This window comes from Candidatus Zixiibacteriota bacterium, from assembly GCA_029860345.1.
Lineage (GTDB): Bacteria > Zixibacteria > MSB-5A5 > GN15 > FEB-12 > JAJRTA01.
This window is the reverse complement of record JAOUBJ010000001.1, coordinates 272,142-294,062: the sequence shown is the minus strand read 5'-3', so window position 1 is coordinate 294,062 and position 21,921 is coordinate 272,142. Positions and strand designations below refer to the sequence as shown.

Genomic DNA, 21,921 nt, shown 5'->3' with positions numbered 1-21,921 from the left:
ACCGCCAATGCTTAAAGTCCCCACCTTGGAATGTACATGCTGACTTTCGCTTCTTTCGGAGGTATTGATGAAGCTCTCTAAATGTCTGTGTATCTGTTGCTGTTTAGTGGTTCTTGGGGGAGGTTCTGTAGCGGCCGATGATTTGGCCAAAGTGAATCTGGCCAGTCGTTATCAGGCCGACGTCGTGGCTGGTATTGTTACCTCGGCTTACAGCCGGGTTGGCAACCAGTTCGTGGTTGCTGTCAATGAAGAGCAAGCAACAGCTTTGAGCAGGGCGGGGATAGAGTTTGAAGTCATTATGGAAGCGATAGATCCGGCCAGGACCTTTATCGCGCGCCACTCGGACGGACGACGTGGGGTCGGCGTGGATGTACCTCAACTTGGTGAAACGGTTCAGCTGGAATCCGACGTGCATATCGTCAGAATGAGTCCGTCGATTGCTTTATCGTTGACCAGAACGACCGAACTTACCTTGACCTCGCTTGAGGAAAGAACCATTCCGATTGGCTACATCGATCCGGTCATCGGCAACACTCTGTCCATGGTGACCGACTTCCCGACCGATTCACTGACGGCACTGGTCAGTCAGGATTCGATCTATGCATTCAACACCCGGCTTGAAGATTTCGAGACACGGTATATTTTCACCGATTCGATTCATGCCGCCCGTGACTGGATGGTCCAAAAGTTTATCGACTGGGGATACACCGATATAACCACGCCGCAGTTCTACTATGGCAGCCTGCCGTGCTACAACGTCAAGGTGGTCAAGCCAGGCTATGCCGAACCGGACAAAGTGATCGTGATCGGCGGTCACTACGACGCCATCACCTACGGACAGCCGACCGATCCGATGGACTATGCGCCCGGTTCCGACGACAACGCTTCCGGTACTACTATTACTTTGGAGATGGCGCGTATTCTGGCAAACGTCCCAATGCGCAAGACGATTATTTTCATGCCCTTCTCGGCCGAAGAGGTTGGGTTGTACGGTTCATACGACGCTGCCGGTGATTTTTACAATGCCGGTACCGATCTTGAAGTGATGTTCAACTACGACATGGTTGGATATAACGGCAACGGGCTGTGGCAGTTTGAAATCTCCTCCGGGCCGAACACGGCATATCGAGACATGCAGGTGGCTACCTGTAACCGTGTCAACTCCCAACTCATTCCAATCGCCTCCCCGCCCGGTGGAAGTTCCGATCATGCAGCCTTCATGAATTACGGCTTTGACGTTGTGAACAACATCGAGGAAGACTTCAACTACGACGGCTGGCACACCAATCTTGATCTGACCTCGCGCATGGATTTCGATTACATGTATGAGGTCGGTCGGATGACAGTTGCATCGCTGGCCATTGTCGGCAACTCCGCCCAGCCGACTAATATCGATCAAATAGTTGATCAGGGGGACGGGCAGTCATTGGAAGTGTTTTTTGGACCATGCAACGCCTCCTATGAGTATACTTTGATCTATGGCACTTCGCCCGGCCTTTACACCGATACAGTCGATATCGGCACCGGCGTCTGTTCGTATATGGTAACCGGTTTGACCGAGGGGCAGCCGTATTACTTCCTGGCTATCGGTGTTATCGGTGGCGGCTATCCGGCCGTCTATGCAGTCGAAGCTACCGAGACACCATACATCATACCACGCGCACCGGTCTCGCCGGTGTTGGACCCGGACGATCATCAGATTCTGCTCGACTGGTCCGACAGTCCGGAAGCGGATTTTGATCACTACCGCATATACCGGTCCATAAGTGGACTGCCTTTCTCGCTCTATCAAGACAACGTAGCCAACTCGAATTATATCGACGTTGATGTAATCGGCCAGGCCGAGTACACATACAAATTCACCGCTGTAGATTCTGATGGCTACGAGTCGGTTCCGTCCTCTCAGGTTTCCGGATATGCCGGTACTTTCGATGGCGGCATTCTTGTAATAGATGAAACCCGTCAGGGCGCCGGAATGCCCAACCAGGCTACACAGGAGGCCTTCTTTACCAGCCTGCTTGACCCGACGCCCTATGATCTGAATCGCATTGAAACCAGTGGGCTGTTGCTCACTCGCAGTGTGGCCGGACAGTATTCATCGGTCTTCTGGTTTGATGATGACTTCTCGCCCAAACTGATCAGTGAGTCCGAGGACAGCCTGGACTGGTACGCCGGGTATGATGGAAACCTGTTCATCAGCGGCTTTCGCACCATCGAGTACTGGGAATCATCGCCGTTATCGCCGAGCGGTTTTCTCTATGATCGGATGCGCGTGGCTACATACAATGTTCACACAGCTTCCGACTTTGCAGGCGCCACCGGCGTGGGTGGATGGCCGGATATCGAAGTCGACAGCACTTCGGTGCTGGGCTTCCTGCCGTATGTGCCATCGCTGGGTATCGCCGCCGGAGGCGAGCCGATCTACCTGTACGATTCCAAAACCGATGACCCCTCAGCCGAAGGCACCACCTGTGCGATTTACTATGATAGTCCCAGTGGCGGCAAACGGGTGGTACTGGCTTTCCCACTTTATTTCCTGACCGACGAATCGGCAATTGCCTTAGTAAACTACGCCAAGAATCTGTTTGGTGAGTCGGCCGTGACCGAAGTGGAAGGGGATGTTGACAACAACGGCAAGGTGGATATCGGTGATCTGGTCTATGTGGTCGATTACATGTTCATCGCCGGCGCGGCTCCATGGTCGATGAACGCCGCCGATGTCGACGCCTCCTGCAGGATCGACATTGCCGATCTGGTTTACCTGGCCGAGTATATCTTCCTCGGTGGCCCGGCTCCTCTGGCCGGTTGTGTGGAGTAACGGGCCGGCCTGTCCCAGGCGCCTGGTGATCCCATCACCACCACGACCCGGTGCGCAAAGGAAAGACAGGTTGCGACCAAGTTATCCGCTGCTTTATTCGCGGATACAACCGCACCTTGACAGATTGGCAACATAGGCTATCTTAGCACCATAACCTGTCGTTCTGTAAGTCCGATGAGGTGCATCCTTTAGGAGAAACGGATGAGATACTTCTGGACTCTGTTGCTTGTGTTTAGTCTGGCTCTGCCCGGCGCCGGAGCCGACCAGGACGATCTTGCCTTCATTACTATCACCGACCGGCATCAAGCGAACCATGCTCAAAATGTCCTGGGAACTGCATACTCACGAAACGGCAACCGGTTCCTGGTGAAGGTTTCAGATGAGCAAGGCAGAAATCTCCAGGCAGCCGGGATCAAGGTCGAAATCATAATGGCAAAAGTGGATCCAGCTCGGGTCTTTGCTGTTTTCTATCCGGACACTCGACCACTGGCAGCAGTTGACATACCGACGCTGGGGGAGAGCATTGATCTCGGTAACGATATCTACGCGGTCCGAATGAGTCCATCGGTAGCTGAGTCAATGACCAGGAATACATCGTTGGCTGCGGTGGCGCTATCGGAACGACCGATACCCATTACTTTCACCGGCCCTGCTATCACCACTCTCATGTCGGAGATCACCGACTACCCTACCGATTCGCTGGTAGACCTGGTAAATCAGGACTCGATTTACGCCATGAATCTTCGGTTCGAGCTTTTTCGCACCCGCTATTATGATACGGACTCGATTCTTGCTGCCCGTGATTGGGCGGTGCAGAAGTTGGCCGATTGGGGCTACACAGATATCACCACGCCGCTGTTCTACCATAACGGTACCCCTTGTTACAACGTTAAAGCTGTAAAACCTGGATATGCCGAACCCGACAACGTGATCGTTATTGGTGGCCACTACGACAGCTACAACGGGGGGTCCTCATACACTTTTGCTCCCGGTGCCGACGACAACGGCTCCGGCTCAACAATCACGCTTGAGATGGCACGCATACTTGCCGACATTCCGATGCGCAAAACTATCATCTTCATGCTCTTTTCCGCCGAGGAGGTCGGCTTGGTCGGGTCATACTATGCGGCCTCCGATTTCTTTCATGACGGCACACCTCTGGAAGTAATGTTCAACTTTGACATGGTCGGATACAACGGCAACGGGCTGTGGTTGTTCGAGGTTGGCTCCGGAGAAAACTCAGCCTATGCCGAATTGCAGGCTGCCAGTTGCAGTCGAGTCAATCCCGATCTGGTCGCACTCTCCGGTACCTCCAGTCCCGGCTCGTCCGATCACATGTCTTTCTGGAACTTCGGCTACAACATTTGCAACAATATCGAAGAGGACTTTAACTACGGCGGCTGGCACACCGACCTCGATCTGACTTCACGCATGGACTTTGACTATCTTTACCAGGTCGCCCGTATGACCGTAGCTACCCTCGGCATAGTTGGTAACTCCGCCAGCCCGATTTCAATCGAACAGATCATCGATCAGGGTGATGGACAGGCTCTTGAGATACATCTGACTTCCTGCGCCCCGGAATACACCTACCGGCTTTACCACGGCCCTTCATCGGGATTCTACACCGACAGTATCGATATTCCATCGGGCACCTGCACGTGGATAGTTGATGGCCTAATCGACGGTCAGGAACGGTTCTTCTATGTCCTGAGTCAGATCGAGGGTGGGTATCCCGCCGTCTACAGTACTGAAACCAGCGCCACCCCGTACTTGATACCGAGGCCGCCGACTGCAGCGGAGGCGGGGCCGGAGTTGAACTCGGTACTTCTGGAATGGGGCGACAACGCCGAAGCCGATTTCAGTCACTACCGGCTCTATCGCGCAATTGAAGGGCTGCCCCATTCGCTATTCAAGGATAACATCGTCTCGTCAAGCTACACCGATACGGAGGTGCTTGGTCAAACCGAGTACTCATACAAAATCACAGCGGTCGATTTTGATGGTTATGAGTCCGACTACTCATCCGAAGTCTCCGCTTATGCTGCCACCTTTGACGGCGGCATCCTGTTGGTCGATGAGACCCGGCAGGGCGGCGGTATGCCCGACCAGCCAACTCAGGAGGCGCGCTACGCCTCCTATTTCGCTCCGACGCCATACAACCTGGTGCAGATCGAGACAGTCGGTCTGCCTGTCACCCGTAACACTGCCGGTCAGTATTCGTCGCTCTTCTGGATCGACGATGACTTTTCGCCGAAGTTGGCCAGCGAGAGTGAAGACAGCCTTTTCTGGTACGCCGGCTACACCGGAAACCTGTTTTTTGCCGGGTTCCGGACGATCGAGTTCTGGACCGGTTCGCCTTTGTCCAATGGAGATTTCTTGTATGACCAATGCCGGATTGCGAGCCACTCGGTACATGCTGAATATGACTTTGCCGGTGCGACCGGTGTAGGTGGTTGGCCGGATATCGAGGTCGACACAACCGAACTGCTCGGCTTCCTGCCGTTTATCCCAACCCTGGGTCTCGCCACCGGAGGGCAGCCTATTTACCTGTACGACTCCAAGACCGATGATCCGGCATCGGAGGGCAACGTCTGTGGAGTCTACTACGACGGTCCCAACGGCAAACGGGTAGTGCTGGCCTTTCCTCTGATGTACATAACCGACGAATCGGCCATCGCTCTGATGTCCTATGCCAAAAACCTATTCGGTGAATCGGTCGTTTTAGGCGAACATGGTGATATCGACAACAACGGTCAGATCGACATAGGCGATCTCGTCTATTTGGTAGATTACATGTTCTTGGGCGGCCCACCACCGCCGGTTATGAATTCGGCCGATGTCGATGCCTCCTGCCAGATTGATATCGCCGACTTGATATATGTGGTAGTTTACTTTTTCGATGGCGGCCCTCTGCCCCTGCCCGGCTGCGTGGAGTAGTTCATAGAAGGGCAGGTCTGTCTTCCATAGCGCTTAGTAGGGCAGGTCCGTCTTCGAACCTGCCACAATGTCTTTCCCCCGGTGGCACCTTCAAACCCGGTTTGGGGGTGGCGATAAATCGCTTTCTTGCGCTTCGCGGCTCTTCACATTATCAAGCAATGCCCAGATCAGTGCGCACAAAGCGCAAAAAACACGGCTTGATGGTGTCACCCTGAGCGGAGTCGAAGGGTGAATTTGCCGGATTGCCCACCGTTCCAAACACGGTTTGAGACGGCCACCTGGCCTCGATAGGGTTCCGGGTGGCACCTTCAAACCCGGTTTGGGGGTGGTTCTTCCAACTCCACTCCTGCTTGACCCTCGTTGCACAATTTGTGAACCAGTTCTTAGTAGGGCAGGTCCGTCTTTGAACCTGCCACAATGTCTTTCCCGCGCAGGCGGGAATCCATCTTCTCTTGTAGGTCGAGACCCCCTGCCCTAAGGGAGTGAAAGCCATTTATGGCCGCGAAGCGAGGTTTCGACAACGCGCTAAGCCCGAAGAAGTGGCCATGACCCATTTATGGGTCCTGACCTATTACACTGCCGACAAAGACGAGTCCGAAGACGGACTCACTGATTGCACAATTTGTGAACCAGGGCCGCTGATAAAAGACCGGTATGTTTGTACTGATACGCATAAACTGCCGGCCCAACAGGACAAACAGACCCTTTAGCTACTGATAGAAAACATAACCCAGACACTCGGCTTCCGGCACATCGCTTGCTCAACCAATGGTCATGGAACCGGATATCTACACCCAATTGCGTCTGCTCGACACCGATCAGCTATGCCCCTTTGAGTCGGTTCGCCTGCTTGAAAACCGGATGACGGTCGATCTGGACGAAATCAGTTTCTTGCGCCATCCCTTCCTGGTCACAGCGATGGATGGCGACGATTATCTACTACTGGAACAGACCGAACATTTTTCTGCCCTTACCGACGCCGGGCTGGCTCATATACCGGTGCAGGTATGCCCGACCGAGAGCCTGGCCACGGCCTCTTCTCGAGTTGGCTTGACCAATTTTGATCATGCCGATCTTTTCCGTACCTCGGCTCGTCACCCGGAGCTTATACGAATCCTGGACTCAGGCTCTGGTAACGATCCATCGGTGACGGGAGTGAGACTCTGTTTTGACTTCCCCCGGCAAGGAAAGTTCGACGTGCTCCTGAGACATGCCAGTCGTGCTGGTTGCCCGGCTTCGTTGGAGACGCTCTTCCACTCAATCATGGCCCGCGGTGGCTGGGCGCCGGTGGTGGAGACATCGGACAATGGCGATACCGTAACCCGCCTGACCGAGTACAGCGCAATCGTCACCGTTCCTGCCTTCAGTTTGGATGACCTCAAGACGGCAGCTTCAGCCGAACGATTATTCCCACCCGGTATCGCCGGTGTCGAATCGACCTGGCGGGCCTTGAATATCGATTTCCCGATGTCGGTCTTGACCTCGCCAATTCCAATCGAAGAAAAACAACGCTTCCTGCGCGAGTTGATCTTACTTCGCCGCCGCACCCGCCGCACCTCGTCTTACCGCGGCCGCGTGTATCTGCTGAATAGATAAGTGGCAAGCCACTTCTTCGCGCTCTGCGCGCCACCGTTTAACGCTGAGCGTAGTCGAAGGGTGAATCTACTTTGTTGCTTTCGGTCCCAAACGAGGTTTGAGCCAACCACCCGAATCGCTTTACATTCGTCATCCCGAGCGCAGTCGAGCGATGAGTCTCTACTTGTGCCCGTGTGATCTTCAGATCGCGCGGGAAAACGTGACCGAGTCTGAAGACTCGACCACCACAACGCAAACAGGTCAATCTGTGTCATTCCCAGCGAAGGCGGGAATCCATCTTCGTGCGCGGTGTACGTCCTCGTGCGCCGCGATGTGTCCAACCCGACATTTCGTCACTGCGAGTGGCAAGCGCCTTCTTCGCGCTTCGCACGATTCCGGGTGGCACCCCCAGATAAGGTCTGCGCCGGCCACCCGGCTATGAAATCCGCCCGCGTGCTCCAAGAATCCATCGATACAAGATGCGCGCAGCGCGAGGAACCAACTTGTTGGCTTGCCCGCGGCTTGCGGCATGGGCGTACAATCGGTATCTTGTGCGGTAACACTGGTCGAGTGAAAGGGTACCAAGTGACTAAACTCAACCGCTCAGGTCGCACGGTGACATCACAATTACGCAAGCTAGCCAAGCTCAGACTACAGTTTCACACGACTGCCAACGATGAAAAAGTGGAGGCTATCAAAAAGCTGAGCAGTGCGGATATCGATCAACTCAGCCATCTGATAAACTACCACGATACTCTCTGCTTTATGCGAGCCTATCCCGATGGTCCACAGTTGGCGCGGCTGGTTGAGAGCGAACTGAGAGCGTTCGGGCAACGGGTGCTCAGGTTCACCCAGCGAAAGGACGATGCCGGGGCAGCACAACTGATGAACTCAGGACTCGTCAACAGTACAACCGTGCATCCGTTCGGCTACGACCTCACCTGTCTGCTGTTGAAACGGTATCCGCAGTCGATGGAGCTTGATTGGAGCGCCAACAACGAAACGCTGAACGACCGCCTGCTCGACACCCTGCCGCTGTTAGTGGCCTGGCAGGAGAACGACGCTCTGGGGCTGGACTGCGATGTGCAGGCTGCCGATTGGCTCAAGCGAGCCGACGGCAACCGCGAAGGACCACTGCTGACGTTCGTTAGGTTACTTGAGAGTTCCGGTTTGCCCCATCCGGTGCAGGAACATTTGTTCGAAAACCTGCAGATGGAAATCACCTGGCGTCTTGGTCGTTCGCAGGCCAGTCGAACGCTGGCCCGTTGGCCTGCGGGTCGAAAGTTCTACCAGCGTACCGTGCTGAGAGTCCGCACCAATGACCTGCGTGCGGAGTTGGTCGATACCGCTGCTCCATTGAAGCTGGCAGGTCGACCAGAGGGTACGAAACTCGTACAGGTAATCAACGAAGCTATGGCCGTGCGCAATCGTGAATTGCTTCCGATCACTTCGGCCAATCCGGATGAAGTCTACTTGTACCGACCGGGGCGAGGTCTCATGATTGCACTCTTTGGCATGCACCCGGACAGTCGGCTGCCGCTGGAATCCAATTTCGGCGCTCTGCTGGTTCGCAATGGAATGCCGATAGGCTACGGCGTGGCCGCTACCCTGTTTGATCGGGTGGAGATAGCCATCAACGTTTTCCCTGAACAGAGATCGGGCGAATCCTCATATATCTTTGAACAGTTCTTTCGTCTGTTTTATCATCACTTCGGTTCGCGCGCTTTTGTCGTTCGCAAAAGGCAGATGGGTTATGGCGAGGACGAAGCGTTGCACTCCGGCGCTTTCTGGTTCTACTACAAACTCGGTTTCCGCGCTCTCGATCATACCGTCCGCAGCCTCGCAGAAAAAGAGCATGACAAACAAAGGCGCAGGCATGGCTATCGTACACCGCTGAGCATCATGCACAAGCTCTCTGTGAGTGATGTTCTCTTTCATGCCGATCCGGCTCAGATGGACAACTGGCGCGACATGTCTACAGAGAATCTCGCTTACGTCGTTACCGACTACTTTGCACGCAAACATCGGGGCGATCGGCAACGAGGCGCCGGTCGGGCTAAAGACACCGTGTCTAAGGCTCTTGATCTCACCGGCCTTTCCGAATGGTCGTTGCGAGAGTTGGACGGTTTCAAACGGTTGGCGCCGTTGCTGGCTAGTATACCGAAGTTGGAAAGCTGGAACGCTCAGGATAAAGCCGATCTGGTTCGGATCATTCGTGCCAAACCTGGTCCTCATGAACGGAGCTTCGTACTTCTGTGCGCAACGCACGCCCGTCTCAAATTGGCTATCGAAAAGCTGGCCGCTACCAGGTCTTTGTAGGTCGACACCCCCTGCCCCGAAGGGAGTGAAAGCCATTTATGGCCGCGAAGCGAGGTTTCGACATCTTCGGCCGACAAGACAAACTCAAAGTATCACGCGAAGCGCGTGATGTCGAAACCGCAGGGGTTTCGACCTACTGTTAACTTAACAGATCTGTCATGCCGGACCTTGATCCGGCATCCATCTTGAGATTCGAAACCTGGATTCTGGCCTTCGCCAGAATGACTCAGAAGGGCATGACTGTTTACTCCCACGCCAAACATGGTTTGAGACGGCCACCCGGCAAAAAACTGCAGGTCTGATGGCAGACCTACCCTACAACACACTTGTGCCCGTGTGATCTTCAGATCGCGTGGGTTTCGTGAGGTCGAGTCTGAAGACTCGACCATCCTGGGTTCCGGGGTGGACGAGCCCCCCCCAACACACCAAAACCCCGAGGGTGGGTACCCACGGGGTTGGAGAATTCGTGATATTTGCGAAAAACGCTACGAGAGCTTGGCGACGAAACGAGAAAGGCGAGACTTGTTGCGGTCGGCGTTGTTCTTGTGAAGAATGTTCGTGCCGGCGGCCTGGTCCAACAAAACTTCAACTTCTTTGTACTTGGCGGTGGCTTCTTCCTTGTTGGTCATCAGGCGCAGTTCACGGATTGAGGCGCGCAGATTGGAACGCAGGCCACGATTGCGCAGGCGCTGCTTTTCTGAAGTTTTGACTCGTTTTTCGCAAGATTTATGGTTTGGCAAACTCAAACCCTTTCTTTATTATAATCTCCAAAACAGCTTGTAAGTATATATCGGCAGTATCGATTTGTCAACCAGTCGCGTAAAAAAAGGTTCCCTGGTCGGATCGGCCTCGACAGTATCGGGGGCGACCGCTTTTTCACGGGTTTTAGGGCTGTTGCGCGAACAGGTGATGGCCTATTTTTTCGGCGCCGGGCTGGCCACCGATGCTTTCGTGACAGCCTTTCGAATCCCCAACCTGCTCCGTGATATGTTCGCCGAAGGTGCTCTGTCGTCGGCTTTTGTGCCGGTCTTCAAGGAGAAACTGGTCAAGGAATCAGATTCCGAAGCGTTCAAACTGGCCGATATCGTGTTCACCATGATCTTCCTGGTGGTCGGGCTGATCGTGCTCCTGGGTATCCTGGCCGCACCGGTGATCATCTATTTGACCGCCCACGGTTTCACCGAGTACGCCGACAAATTCGCGCTGACCGTCGACCTCACCCGGATCATGATGATCTATCTGCTGTTTGTGTCGCTTTCGGCCTTGGTCATGGGCATGCTGAACTCTTTCGGGCGGTTCGCCGTGCCCGCCCTGTCACCGGCCATGTTCAATCTCGGTATCGTGCTGACAGTCGTAATCGGATATCGATATTTCGATCAACCGGCCTACACGCTGGCCCTTGGGGTCGTGCTCGGCGGCGCTTGTCAGGTATGGATTCAACTTCCGGCTTTGTTCAAACTGGGCTACCGTTATAGACCGAGGTTCAACTTTTTCGATGAAGGCCTCAAGAAAGTTCTGCGGCTGATTGCGCCGATGATAATAGGCATGTCGGCCGGGCGGGTCAATATTCTGTTGAGCACTCTGCTGGCGTCGTTCTTGGTGGAAGGGTCGATCTCCTATCTCAATTACTCGTACCGTCTGATGCACTTCCCGCTGGGCGTCTTCGCCGTGGCGCTCGGCACGGTGGCCTTACCCAGAGTCAGTGAACTGTTCGCCCGCGAGGACACCGAAGGATTGGACAAAGCGTTTCACGAGACGTTCAACCTGAACATGTTCGTAGTGGCGCCTTCGGCCGTTTGTCTGGCGCTGTTGGGCCGACCGATTATCGAACTGATCTACAGTTGGGGTGCCTTCACCGAGCTGCATGCTGCCAACACAGCCCTTGCGCTCAGGCACTATGCCTACGGGCTGATCGGATTCGCCGCGGTGCGGGTGACCGTGCCCTTCTTCTACGCCGGTGGTGATTCCAAACGTCCCATGCAGATTTCGATTGTTGCTGTGGCCGTGAACATCGCGCTGTACTATCCCATGATAAAGGCGCTCAACTTTGCCGGACTGGCCGCGGCAACGTCGGTGGCCGGATTGGTCAATGGCGCGTTGTTGATCTATTTCCTGCCGAGTAAGGGTGTGCGTGTCGTCTGGGATCGGTTGGGTTTGAACCTGCTCAAGATTCTGGTGGCATCTGTGTTGGCCTTTTACATTGCAGGCTTGATGCCGTGGCGGCCCGGTCCATTCGAGTCAGAAGTTGTTACTCGGCTGGTGGAGCTTTTTGTTCCGTTGACCACGGCGGCTGTTCTGTACTTGCTGTTTTGCTTTCTGTTGAGAGTGCGCGAACTTTCCAGGCTGACGACTCTTTTGAAACACCGTCGGTCGACGGGTGACTGATGATACGCAAGTATCCCGCTGTTTTTCTGGTACCGTTTATCATTGTGGGGATTATCGGAGCGGACTTGTGTCGCTGGCCCAGTGAGTGGTTTCTGCTGGCTTCGCTGGTGCTCTGTCTGGTTGCTCTGGCCGTGATGCGATCACACCGGACGGCAGCGACAATTCTGTTCGGGCTGCTGCTCACCTGCTTTTCGGCCTTTCATTACGGTATCCGCTACTATGACACCGGCCCCACCCACCTGGCTAACCATTTTCAGGATGGAAATCGTTACCGAATCTACGGCCAGGTGAGCGACTGGCCGGACCTCAAGAGCTTTGGCACCGAGATCAAAATAGCTGTCGACTCGATCGAGCAGGACCGGATGCAGGTGGTGCATGGCAGCATGATGTTGAAAGTCTCAGACTCAAGCACCAGTCTCGCCTGGGGGGACAGGATAGAGTTTCAGGGACGCATCTACAGCCTGAAAGGAGGGGAGAGCCCCACCGGATTCGATTACCGGCGCTATCTCAATCTCAGAGGCGTGTCCGCTCTGGTATACCTGCCAAACTTGAACAACGTCCGAGTTGATACCAGAGGACGTCCGTGGCTGTTAAGCTGGGTGGATGCGCTTCGGCTGGAAATCCTGTCCAGTTTTCAAGACAATCTGGAGCCATCCCCCTCGGCTTTGGCGGCCGGTTTTCTGATCGGGGAGACGCGCAACATCCCACCGGAGGTGTATCAACGTTTTCGAGACAGCGGCACCCTTCATTTGCTGGCTGTTTCCGGCTCGAACGTGGCTTTGGTAGTGGCTTTCATGATGCTGGTCCTGCGTCCATTCGGTTTGTCCCGTCGTCGTCGAGCGATAGTGTTATTAGCATTCGTTCTGATGTTCGCAGCGTTGTCATACGGAGAGCCGTCGGTGATACGGGCCTCGATAATGGCTGCACTGGTGATCACGGCCGCACTGGTGCAGAGACGCTACGATCTCAACAACCTGATCGCGGTGGCGGCTATGGCTATACTTCTGTACGATCCGGCCCAGTTTTTCAATGTCGGGTTCCAGTTGTCGTTCGTGGTCGCCTGGGGTCTGATCTTCATCATGCCGAGACTGCACGAACGATTCACCGGCTTCCATGGCCGAGGTTGGTATCGATGGCTGGTCTTTCCGGTTTTGCTTGCCTTGACGGCGCAGCTTTGCGCGGCGCCGCTGACAGCCTTTTACTTTCATCGGGTACCACTGATCTCACCAATCGCCAACCTGGTCATCGTGCCGTTGGTATCGCTGGCTGTTGTAGGTTCTCTCTGTCTGCTTCTGGCCGACCTGATCCTGCCACTACTGGGAGCCTTTGTCGGCTCTTTGTTGAACCTCTTGTTGATCTTGATACTCAAACTGTTGGCCGTTTTCGGTGGCGAACAGTCGCAGGTTTGGGAGGTGTCCGAGCCGTCATGGCTTTTGGCCGTGGCGGTCTATTTTGCGCTTGTTCTCGGCGCTATGGCCCTGACCAAACGGTCCGCTCGTCGATGGCTGCTGATAGGACTGTTGCTTTTGGCCAACGTCGGTTTGGTAGCACAGATAGACCCGACACCGAAGGGCGGCTCGCTTGAACTGTTCACGGTTCCAGGTGGCGTCGCTGCTCTGTACCGGCAGGTCGGCAACCAAAATGGTGATCTGGTTATCACGGGGCTCAGGAGAAAACCTTATCCCATCGATGCCAAGGTGCTGGCGCCGGCCTTGACCGCAATGGACATTGACAAACTTAACAGCCTGGTGATGTTTTCGGCGGAATACTCGGCCATTGACGACCTGTTACGGTTGGCCACGCTCTTTGAGGTTGACAGCCTCTATGTCCACGCCGGTCTGAAGGCGGCTGTCGAGGATGTCCGCAACAGTACCGGTGATCCATACGATTCGGCCCGGATCGTTTCGTTTTCAGGCGTCGATACGACCGGGATGGCCGCCGATGGATGGTACACTTGTCAAGACGGTATAAGTTTGAAAGCAGGTTCGACCAAAGTCCATTTTGTGGACAAACTGGATCGACAAGCCGAAATGAGAGTCCGGTCGCTGACGCCCGATATCCTGATTGTTGGTCGGCCAATATACGAGTCGGGGGCGCAGAATACCCGCTTGCAGCAAGCCGGAGTAAGTCGGTTGGTGGTGGCCGGAGTCCGTCCGCCTAAGGCTCAAAGCCGCCCCGGTGCTCAGATTCCGACGGCCGCGACGGGCCACGGCTTTGTTGATGATCTCTCCTGGCTGGGCAGCGTGACCATCCCGTTGCCTAAAAGCCCGTAAAAGCGGTTGCCTTTGAGAGCCTGATTCCAAAATCGCCTTAAGATATCTCCTCCGGCAGACGATAACCTAAAAGAAGTACCCGAATACGGGTTGGTTGGACACTTATCACTCTGAGAGGGTAGTTAGGTGAGTCTGTCCGGTAATCTAAAAACGGTATCCTTCCCGGATATCCTGCAGCTGTTGGCCACCGGCAAAAAGACCGGTGTGCTGGAAGCGAAGACGGCTACGCGCCAAAAAGAAGTGGCCTTCAAAGGCGGCAATATAATCTATGCGTCGTCGATCAACTCGTCTGAAGACTTGTTGGGCAACATGCTCTTAAGACGCGGCAAAATCTCCAAAGGTGATCTCGAACGAGCCATCACCCTGCACAAACAGACGGGTCGCCAATTGGGCACGACGCTGATCGACATGGGTCTTTTCGACAAACAGGAGATCGGCGAATGTCTCAAGTTGCAGATTGAAGAGATTGTCTACAATCTGTTCAGTTGGGGCGAGGGTGACTTCGTTTTCCATGAAGACGCCAAACCGAAGAACGCGCCGTTCACCATCGAGATGAACACCATGAACGTCGTCATGGAAGGTACCCGGCGGATCGATGAGTGGCTGGAAATCCAGAAGGTGATCCCGCCCGATGACGCTCTTCTGGATGTGGTGCTTTCACCCAAGATCAATCGCGAAGAGATAACGATTTCGCTGGACGAATTCCGAATCCTGGCCTTGATCAATGGAGATCGAACCGTGCCGGACTTGATTAACATGTCGCCGATGGGCGAGTTTGTCACTTGCCGGTCCGTCTATAAACTGATAAACCAGAAACTGGTCGAATCAATCGGAAAGCGTGATGCCGAGGAACCAGAGGTGGAGGATGAGGAAGAGGTTCTCCTGGCCATCGTCTTCCAGTTGTACAATCAATGTTTCTTCCGTATACGCTCAACCGTGGAAGCGCTGGTAGGGGAAGGCAACAACTGCCTGCCGGCTTTTTCCTCGCAGTATCGCGGCGGAGTGTTGAATTTCTTCCCCGGCTTGGATCCGTCGTCCGAATTGGCTCCTTCCTTCGACAAATTTCTTCACGCTGTCAAAGCATTGCCGTCAGCTATCCGTCACCATCACTTGATGGGCGCGCTGGAAAACATGCTGACCGAACAATTGGAATACGTGTTCCGCTTGTTGGGCACGGGAGCCTATCGCCGGGCAATGGGAAACGTCAAAAAAGAAATCTCGCAGCCGCTGGCCACGCGACGAGAACTGGTCAAGCGATTTGGTCTGGATGAGAATCTCTACCAGACAATGAGGCGGGCTGACAAAGTAGTCAAGATGATTAGAGAACAATGAGGTGCGTATGAAACGGAACATAGCTTCAATTGCAGGTTTAATCCTTCTTCTGAGTCCGGCTGCCAAGGCGGCCAACCTGGCCGTGATTACCAACCCGCCGACTATATTCAGCTTGCTGGTGCTGATCGTGGCCGTGGCCGGTTTGGTCGGCGCTTTCAAAGTGGCCGAACTGGTTCGTGGCGGCCTTCTGAGCAAATCCTGGCAGATGTTTATCATTGGGTTTGTGGTGCTGGTACTTTCACAGGTCGCATCGTTGCTGAACGCCTTCGAAGTCTTGGCTATCCCGAGCTTCGTGGTACCGATGATGTTGACGGTAATGGTTGGTTTGTTTGCCTACGGGGTGTTTGAAGCCAGGCGGACGCTCGGTTGATGAGATAATGGTTGACATAATCGCATGTCGGAGCATTACTTACTAATTGAGAAACTTTGCATTATTGATAAGAGTTTACATGAATATGGTTTACAGGATTTGACGTGGCAAGTGCTTCAGAAATAGACAGTCGAATTGTAAAGTGCCAGAAGATTCTGGCCCAGGATCCCAATTCGCAAATCTTCGCCGCTTTGGCCGAGGCGATGCGTCGCAAAGGAGATTTGGAGAAGGCTTTCAGGGTCTGTCAGAACGGCCTCAAAGTGCATCCTTCCTACGGTTCGGCGCATGTTGTCATGGCCAAAATCAATCTCGACCGCCAGCTCTTTGACTGGGCCGAGATCGAGGCGCGCAAGGCGGCCGAATGTGACGGCTGGACGCGTGCTACCGAGCTGTTGATAGCCGAGATACATATCTATAAAGGGGAATTCCAGCCGGCCATAAAGCTATTGACCAAACTGCACGAGAGCGATCCCGCCAATAGCCAGATTACCAAGCTTCTGGAAATCGCCCGCCAGATTCCCCAGCAGCACCAGGCGTTGATTGGAGAAAAAGCAGTCTCTGGTGCTCACAAGGCGCCTGTGGCCGAGCCTGGAGGCACCGGTGAATTGGCAGACAAAACGACTATTGTTACCGACGCCATGGCGACGCCTGAAGACAAGCCAAGTACACCACTGAGCGTTGAACAGATTCTGGAAAAGGTAATCTCACTGCCGGGCGTGGACGGCACTCTGTTCATCAATCGCGAGGGGTTGGTGGTCAAGTCGGAATGGACTATGCGCCTGGACTCGACCGTTTGCGGTGCTATCGCTTTGGAGTTCAGCCGCGGGCTGGATCAGAGCTTGACCGCCGGCTTTTTCGGAAAGGTGCACAGTGTGCTGGTGGAAACCGGTGGCCACACCTTTTACACTGTGCGTTCACACGAGGGTATGTTTATGTTCGTAGCCAATAGCAAGACTAATCTGGGTGCTCTCAGAATGAAATTAGACGCACTGCTTTTGGGGCAGGGCGGCTGTTAGAAGGGACATCATGGAAATTAGCGCACGCATCGCACGCCAGACCGCTTTGTTCACTCTGCTGCTGTTAATTGCTCCCATGGTCATATTCCCGGAACAATTAGGCAGTTCGGTGCTCAAAGCGTCGCTGATATACGCCATGTATGAATTGGTTTTCTACGGTTTAGTAATCTGGATGATCAATCATCAGGCGTCGCTTATGCAGCTTGTCCAGGCCGCCGGTGTCTGTTTCGTGTACCGCCTGGCCGTCGGCGCCGTTTTCGGCTTGTTCATCGCAGTGGCATATTCGATGGAAGTGAGGGTATCCATGACCCTGGGTACGTCCGGATACCTGCCCGCCCTCTTACTGCATGTAATATCAACGCCGTTTGTTTTGCGTCCTCTTTGGGGGCAGATGCTGCCGCAGGAAAAAAAGCAACTGATACAACCGGCCCAGCCCGAGCCGCCGGTCGAACGCGAATCCGGTCTGACCTCGATTGCAGTCTCAAAGGCGCGTGGTCTAAGTGTGGCCGGGGTCGAACCTCAGACCATTGCAGAGCCCAAAACCAGGCCGGCCGGTTATGACACTTTCAGCCAGATCCCGGATGCAGGCGGCAATGGCTTTGAACGTGCCGTTCGTTACATCGGAGGAGATGCTTCGGTTCAGATGGCGGCCGTTCTCGATCATGAAGGTTTACTGCTTGGGCAGTTCAGTCGCAACCAGCTCGAATGTGAAGACTGGGCGCCTCACGCCCTCACTCTTTTGGAGGTCAACAGCCGTGTCCTGAGCAAAGGCCACTGGGGAAAGCCTGAAAAACTGAGAATCGAGATGGCTGATAACAGGCTCATACTTGCCGCCTGGCAGTCGTTCACAGTGATAGTAATGGCTCAATGGCAAGCCGATGACCTTCTGAATATCAGGATTAACCAAGGGCTTGAGATTATAAAGAAATATGTGGCCGAACGCTACGGCGAGAGGCAGTCTGATAACGCGGAGAAGAAACATGTACCAAGTGCTTAGCGACCTCAACAAGACTTCGGGAATCACCGGTTCTATGATGGTCGGTGGAGACGGCATCGTTATCGCGGCCGATCTCGATGACAGTTTCGACGGTGACACCATCGGCGCCCTGGCCGCCTCAATCACTTCCAATATCCAGAAGTCGCTGGATCGGCTCCAAACCGAGCCGCTCAAGCAAGTGACTATCGAGGCCGACAACGGCAAGCTGTTCTTTGCCGACGCCGGCAAAGGTATCCTTGTTGTCACCACTGAAAAACAGGTGAACATCGGGTTGATCCGGCTTGAAATGAAAAATGCGATTGGTAAACTGCAAACGACGGTCAACCTGGAAGGTTAACGGCTGGGATCTAAACTATGGTATCGATAAATTATTCGTCCAGGGAAGTCTGTTGCAAGATCGTCTACTACGGTCCCGGTCTTTCGGGTAAGACTACCAACCTTCAGTATGTGCATTCGAAGGTTCCGGGCAACACCCGCGGCGATCTGATTTCGCTGGCTACGGAAGCGGATCGGACGCTCTACTTCGACTTTCTGCCCATCAACATTGGAACCATCAACGGTTTTGCGGCAAAGTTCCAGTTGTACACGGTACCGGGTCAGGTGTACTACAACGCCACCCGAAAACTGGTGTTGCGCGGTGTCGATGGTGTCGTATTTGTAGCCGACAGTCAGCCCGATAAGCTCGATGAAAACATCGAGTCGTACATGAACCTTCAGGAAAACCTGCAGGAGTACGGCTACGACATCGACGAACTGCCGCTGGTCATTCAGTACAACAAACGAGACCTCCCCGGTGTGATGCCGGTGGAAGAGTTGCGTGCGAAGGTGAATCCGAAAGGCCGAGCCGATTTCGGCGCTTCCGCCACGGTTGGTAACGGCGTCTTCGACACTCTGAAGATGATCATCAAATTGGTGTTGGACAAGGCCAAGGCAGCCGGCAACACAGAGATGCCTTCTGTAAACCAATCTGCTGAGGCATCCGAAGTCGACCGGGAGCCGATTGCTCCAGTGCGACCTTATCCGACAACCGAGCCGGTTGAGGCTGCCGCCGTCATGGCGACACCTGATACCACCTCCGTTGGCGTACCGGGCGCCATGACTACGACCATAGCAGCGAGCGCTCAGCCATCGACATCGGCGGCCGCTGAAGCCCAACCTGGGGTCGGCGTTACCGAGGCGCCAGGCATGCCGTCTGTCGATGAATCAGGTGAACCTGCCTCCCGGACATTTCAAGAGCCGGAAAGCACCCAGGCGGAACACGACTTCAAAGCGGCGCCGGCGGCAGACGATGATGAGTCCGAGCCGGCCGGTTTTCGACCGTTCCCCGGCAGCCGGGAAGAGTCCTCACCAAGGAAAATCACGCCCACTGAATTTGCCCCCACCCCACAAGAATCTGAGGGTGAAACCACATACGAGAAGAACGTCTTGAAGAGCTCAGACGGTGGCATGAATACCGGTTCATCCGATCTTGCCACACCGGGCATGGCTCCTTCGCTCAGGCGTCGAGCCCAACAGAAGAAACGTGGTTTCTTCAAGCGACTGTTTGGAATTAAATAGGCACTTAGGAGGCCATAATGTCCGATGATACGCTGATTATTTACGAGGAAGAAATCAACCAGATCGAGACCCTCATGTCCAAGATGTTGAAGGGGGCCGAGGCCAAGTGCGCTTTGTTGGTAGACAAGGATGGACATCTTATCACACGCCAGGGTTTCACCCATTCCCTGGACACCACCGCCCTGGCCGCTTTGTTGGCCGGCTCTTTTGCCTCGACCAAAGAGATTGCGCGCCTGGTGGGTGAACCGGAGTTCTCGGTGCTGTTCCATCAGGGCAAGAAAGATCATATCCACATGTCGCTCGTCGGTGAGCGTTCAATCCTGGTTGTAATCTTCGATGACCGCACGACTATCGGTATGGTGCGCCTGTATGCCAAGGAGACGGCGGCCGAGTTGGCCTCCATTTTCGAGCAGGTTATGGCCAAGTCCAACCCCAATGCCACTCAAGGTATCTCAACTGAGTTTGCCGATTTGGCGCAGGACAAGCTGGACGATATTTTTCACGACTAACCCGACCCAGAAAGGCCGGGTATGCCCCGAGACAGGTTGATAGACGGTAACCGCATAAACTCAATGGACTGCTCAGATGTCTGCTGAACTGGGAGCAATGCTCGTCAAGGCCGGCAAGATCACGCCGGACCAGGTAGACGAAGCATTGGAAATCGTCAAGAAGGACAGCCTGGAAACTTTCCAGTCAGCTCTGGTCAAGGTGGGGGCGGTTGATTCCGAGGATGAGATAGCCGATTTCGTCGGCAAGCACCTCAAAATAGGCGCCTTGCGTCTGACCGATGTTGAGCTAAATCCCGAGGTTGTCAAGCTCATCCCGCTTGACATTGCCCGCAAGTTCAAGGTCATCGCAGTAAGCAAGCTCAACCGCACGCTCCTGGTGGCCATCAGTGACCCCAATAACATCTATGTTCTCGACGCCGTAAAGTTCATAACCGGCTGTACGGTGCAACCGGTAATCTCGCCGGAAAAGGCAATTGAAAAGGCGATTGAGACCTACTACGTCGATTCCGGCGGCCTGTCTGAGATGATCAAAGGGTTGGAGGAGGACCCTGATCTGGAAGTGGTTGTCTCTGAGGAGGAGGCATCCGAATCTGATCTCTTGTCGGCTATCCAGGACAAGCCGCTGGTCAAACTGGTCGACTCCATTCTCTACGAAGCGATTCGGATGAACGCTTCGGACATTCATATAGAGACCTATGAAAAGCGTATCCGGGTCAGGTACCGTATAGATGGTGACCTGAAAGAGATGGCCCCGCTGCCGTTCAAGTATCGCTCGGCCATCGTATCCCGTGTCAAGATCATGGCCGAACTGGATATCTCCGAGCGACGCTTGCCACAGGACGGCCGTATCAAAATCAAGATCGGCGGACGAACGGTCGATCTGCGTGTCTCGGTACTGCCTACGATCTTCGGGGAAAAAGTGGTGATGCGAATTCTCGATCCCCAGGCGCTCAAAGTTGACCTGACCAAACTTGGCTTCCGCGAAGCCGACCTCGATAAGTTCGATAAAGCAATTCACCTGCCTTTCGGTATCGTCCTGGTAACGGGACCCACCGGATCGGGTAAGACGACTACTTTGTATTCGGCTCTCAAGCAGATCAATCAGGTCGATGTGAACATCATGACGGCCGAAGACCCGGTGGAGTTCAATTTCGACGGCATCAACCAGGTCGCTGTCAGGTCACAGATCGGGCTCACTTTTGCTGCCTCATTGAGATCATTCCTAAGGCAGGATCCGGACATCGTCATGGTCGGTGAGATTCGTGACGGTGAAACGGCGGAGATAGCTATCCGCGCCGCGCTCACCGGCCACCTTGTCTTCAGTACCCTGCATACCAATGACGCTCCTTCATCGATCAATCGTCTTCTGGACATGGGTGTGCCGTTCTATCTGGTGTCCTCGGCCACCAAGCTGATTATGGCCCAGCGCATGATGCGCAAGATATGTCAAAACTGCAAAGAGGAAGTCAATCTTACCAAAGAACAGGTCGACAGTCTGGGCGTACCCAGCGATCTGCTCAAGGGTCTCAGAGCCTTTAAGGGTGTCGGTTGCGCAGATTGCAACGAGACCGGGCTGGCCGGCCGAACCGGTATTTATGAAGTTATGCCGGTAACTCCCGCTATCGAAAGCCTGATTCTGAACAAAGCTTCCGACACCGATATCCGCAAAACGGCTATGGACGAGGGAATGCACAATCTGCGTATGTGCGCCGTGGAGAAGCTGAAAGCCGGAATCGTCAGTATTGACGAAGTATTCGCTGTCACCTCCTCAATCTGATCAGACTGCTAGCCTTTGACTTCCAATAAGTTAACGAGACCAATCGGTCGTTA

The 21,921-nt window shown here is 54.4% G+C and carries 15 protein-coding genes and 1 pseudogene; 15 read left to right on the top strand and 1 reads right to left on the bottom strand.

All coding sequences use genetic code 11. The features are described 5' to 3' along the window. The first annotated feature begins 67 nt into the window (after nucleotides 1-67). From OEV49_00910 to OEV49_00890, 5 genes are all read left to right on the top strand, one after another. A complete protein-coding gene (locus OEV49_00910) occupies nucleotides 68-2,818 on the top strand; it encodes a M28 family peptidase (GenBank protein MDH3889615.1) in 2,751 nt (916 codons plus the stop codon). 201 nt (nucleotides 2,819-3,019) lie between these two features. Continuing rightward, nucleotides 3,020-5,758, top strand: coding sequence for a M28 family peptidase (locus OEV49_00905; protein ID MDH3889614.1), 2,739 nt, complete (start codon nucleotides 3,020-3,022; stop codon nucleotides 5,756-5,758). Nucleotides 5,759-6,532: 774 nt separating this feature from the next. Then, a complete protein-coding gene (locus OEV49_00900) occupies nucleotides 6,533-7,354 on the top strand; it encodes a hypothetical protein (protein MDH3889613.1) in 822 nt (273 codons plus the stop codon). A gap of 564 nt (nucleotides 7,355-7,918) precedes the next feature. Next, the gene (locus OEV49_00895) at nucleotides 7,919-9,652 is read left to right on the top strand and encodes a hypothetical protein (protein ID MDH3889612.1); all 1,734 of its coding nucleotides are present in this window, start codon (nucleotides 7,919-7,921) and stop codon (nucleotides 9,650-9,652) included. A 158-nt stretch (nucleotides 9,653-9,810) separates the two neighbouring features. Beyond that, a complete protein-coding gene (locus OEV49_00890) occupies nucleotides 9,811-9,954 on the top strand; it encodes a hypothetical protein (GenBank protein MDH3889611.1) in 144 nt (47 codons plus the stop codon). Between the two features lie 183 nt (nucleotides 9,955-10,137). On the opposite strand, the gene rpsT is transcribed toward OEV49_00890, so the two are convergent. Continuing rightward, nucleotides 10,138-10,398, bottom strand: a complete 261-nt coding sequence (rpsT, locus tag OEV49_00885; GenBank protein MDH3889610.1) for a 30S ribosomal protein S20 — start codon at nucleotides 10,396-10,398, stop codon at nucleotides 10,138-10,140. A gap of 58 nt (nucleotides 10,399-10,456) precedes the next feature. On the opposite strand from rpsT, the gene murJ reads away from it, so the two are divergent. The 10 genes and pseudogenes from murJ to pilB all read left to right on the top strand — a co-directional run bounded on the left by murJ (nucleotide 10,457) and on the right by pilB (nucleotide 21,868). Then, nucleotides 10,457-12,037, top strand: a complete 1,581-nt coding sequence (murJ, locus tag OEV49_00880) for a murein biosynthesis integral membrane protein MurJ (GenBank protein MDH3889609.1) — start codon at nucleotides 10,457-10,459, stop codon at nucleotides 12,035-12,037. Beyond that, nucleotides 12,037-14,310, top strand: coding sequence for a ComEC family competence protein (locus tag OEV49_00875; protein ID MDH3889608.1), 2,274 nt, complete (start codon nucleotides 12,037-12,039; stop codon nucleotides 14,308-14,310). Before murJ ends, OEV49_00875 begins: the two co-directional genes overlap by 1 nt. Nucleotides 14,311-14,436: 126 nt before the next feature. Further along, nucleotides 14,437-15,642, top strand: coding sequence for a DUF4388 domain-containing protein (locus OEV49_00870; GenBank protein ID MDH3889607.1), 1,206 nt, complete (start codon nucleotides 14,437-14,439; stop codon nucleotides 15,640-15,642). A 7-nt stretch (nucleotides 15,643-15,649) separates the two neighbouring features. Continuing rightward, entirely contained in the window at nucleotides 15,650-16,012 is a 363-nt protein-coding gene (locus OEV49_00865; protein MDH3889606.1) for a hypothetical protein, read from the top strand. A gap of 104 nt (nucleotides 16,013-16,116) precedes the next feature. After that, complete coding sequence (locus OEV49_00860) at nucleotides 16,117-17,028, top strand: roadblock/LC7 domain-containing protein (GenBank protein ID MDH3889605.1); 912 nt, start codon at nucleotides 16,117-16,119, stop codon at nucleotides 17,026-17,028. Between the two features lie 10 nt (nucleotides 17,029-17,038). Next, on the top strand, nucleotides 17,039-18,025 hold the full coding sequence (locus OEV49_00855) for a hypothetical protein (GenBank protein MDH3889604.1): 987 nt from the start codon (nucleotides 17,039-17,041) through the stop codon (nucleotides 18,023-18,025). After that, complete coding sequence (locus tag OEV49_00850; protein MDH3889603.1) at nucleotides 18,009-18,362, top strand: roadblock/LC7 domain-containing protein; 354 nt, start codon at nucleotides 18,009-18,011, stop codon at nucleotides 18,360-18,362. Before OEV49_00855 ends, OEV49_00850 begins: the two co-directional genes overlap by 17 nt. A 17-nt stretch (nucleotides 18,363-18,379) precedes the next feature. Then, nucleotides 18,380-18,964: pseudogene (locus OEV49_00845) on the top strand (GTPase domain-containing protein). Between the two features lie 635 nt (nucleotides 18,965-19,599). Beyond that, entirely contained in the window at nucleotides 19,600-20,091 is a 492-nt protein-coding gene (locus OEV49_00840; GenBank protein MDH3889602.1) for a roadblock/LC7 domain-containing protein, read from the top strand. A gap of 76 nt (nucleotides 20,092-20,167) precedes the next feature. After that, on the top strand, nucleotides 20,168-21,868 hold the full coding sequence (gene pilB / locus OEV49_00835; GenBank protein ID MDH3889601.1) for a type IV-A pilus assembly ATPase PilB: 1,701 nt from the start codon (nucleotides 20,168-20,170) through the stop codon (nucleotides 21,866-21,868). Nucleotides 21,869-21,921 lie beyond the last annotated feature (53 nt).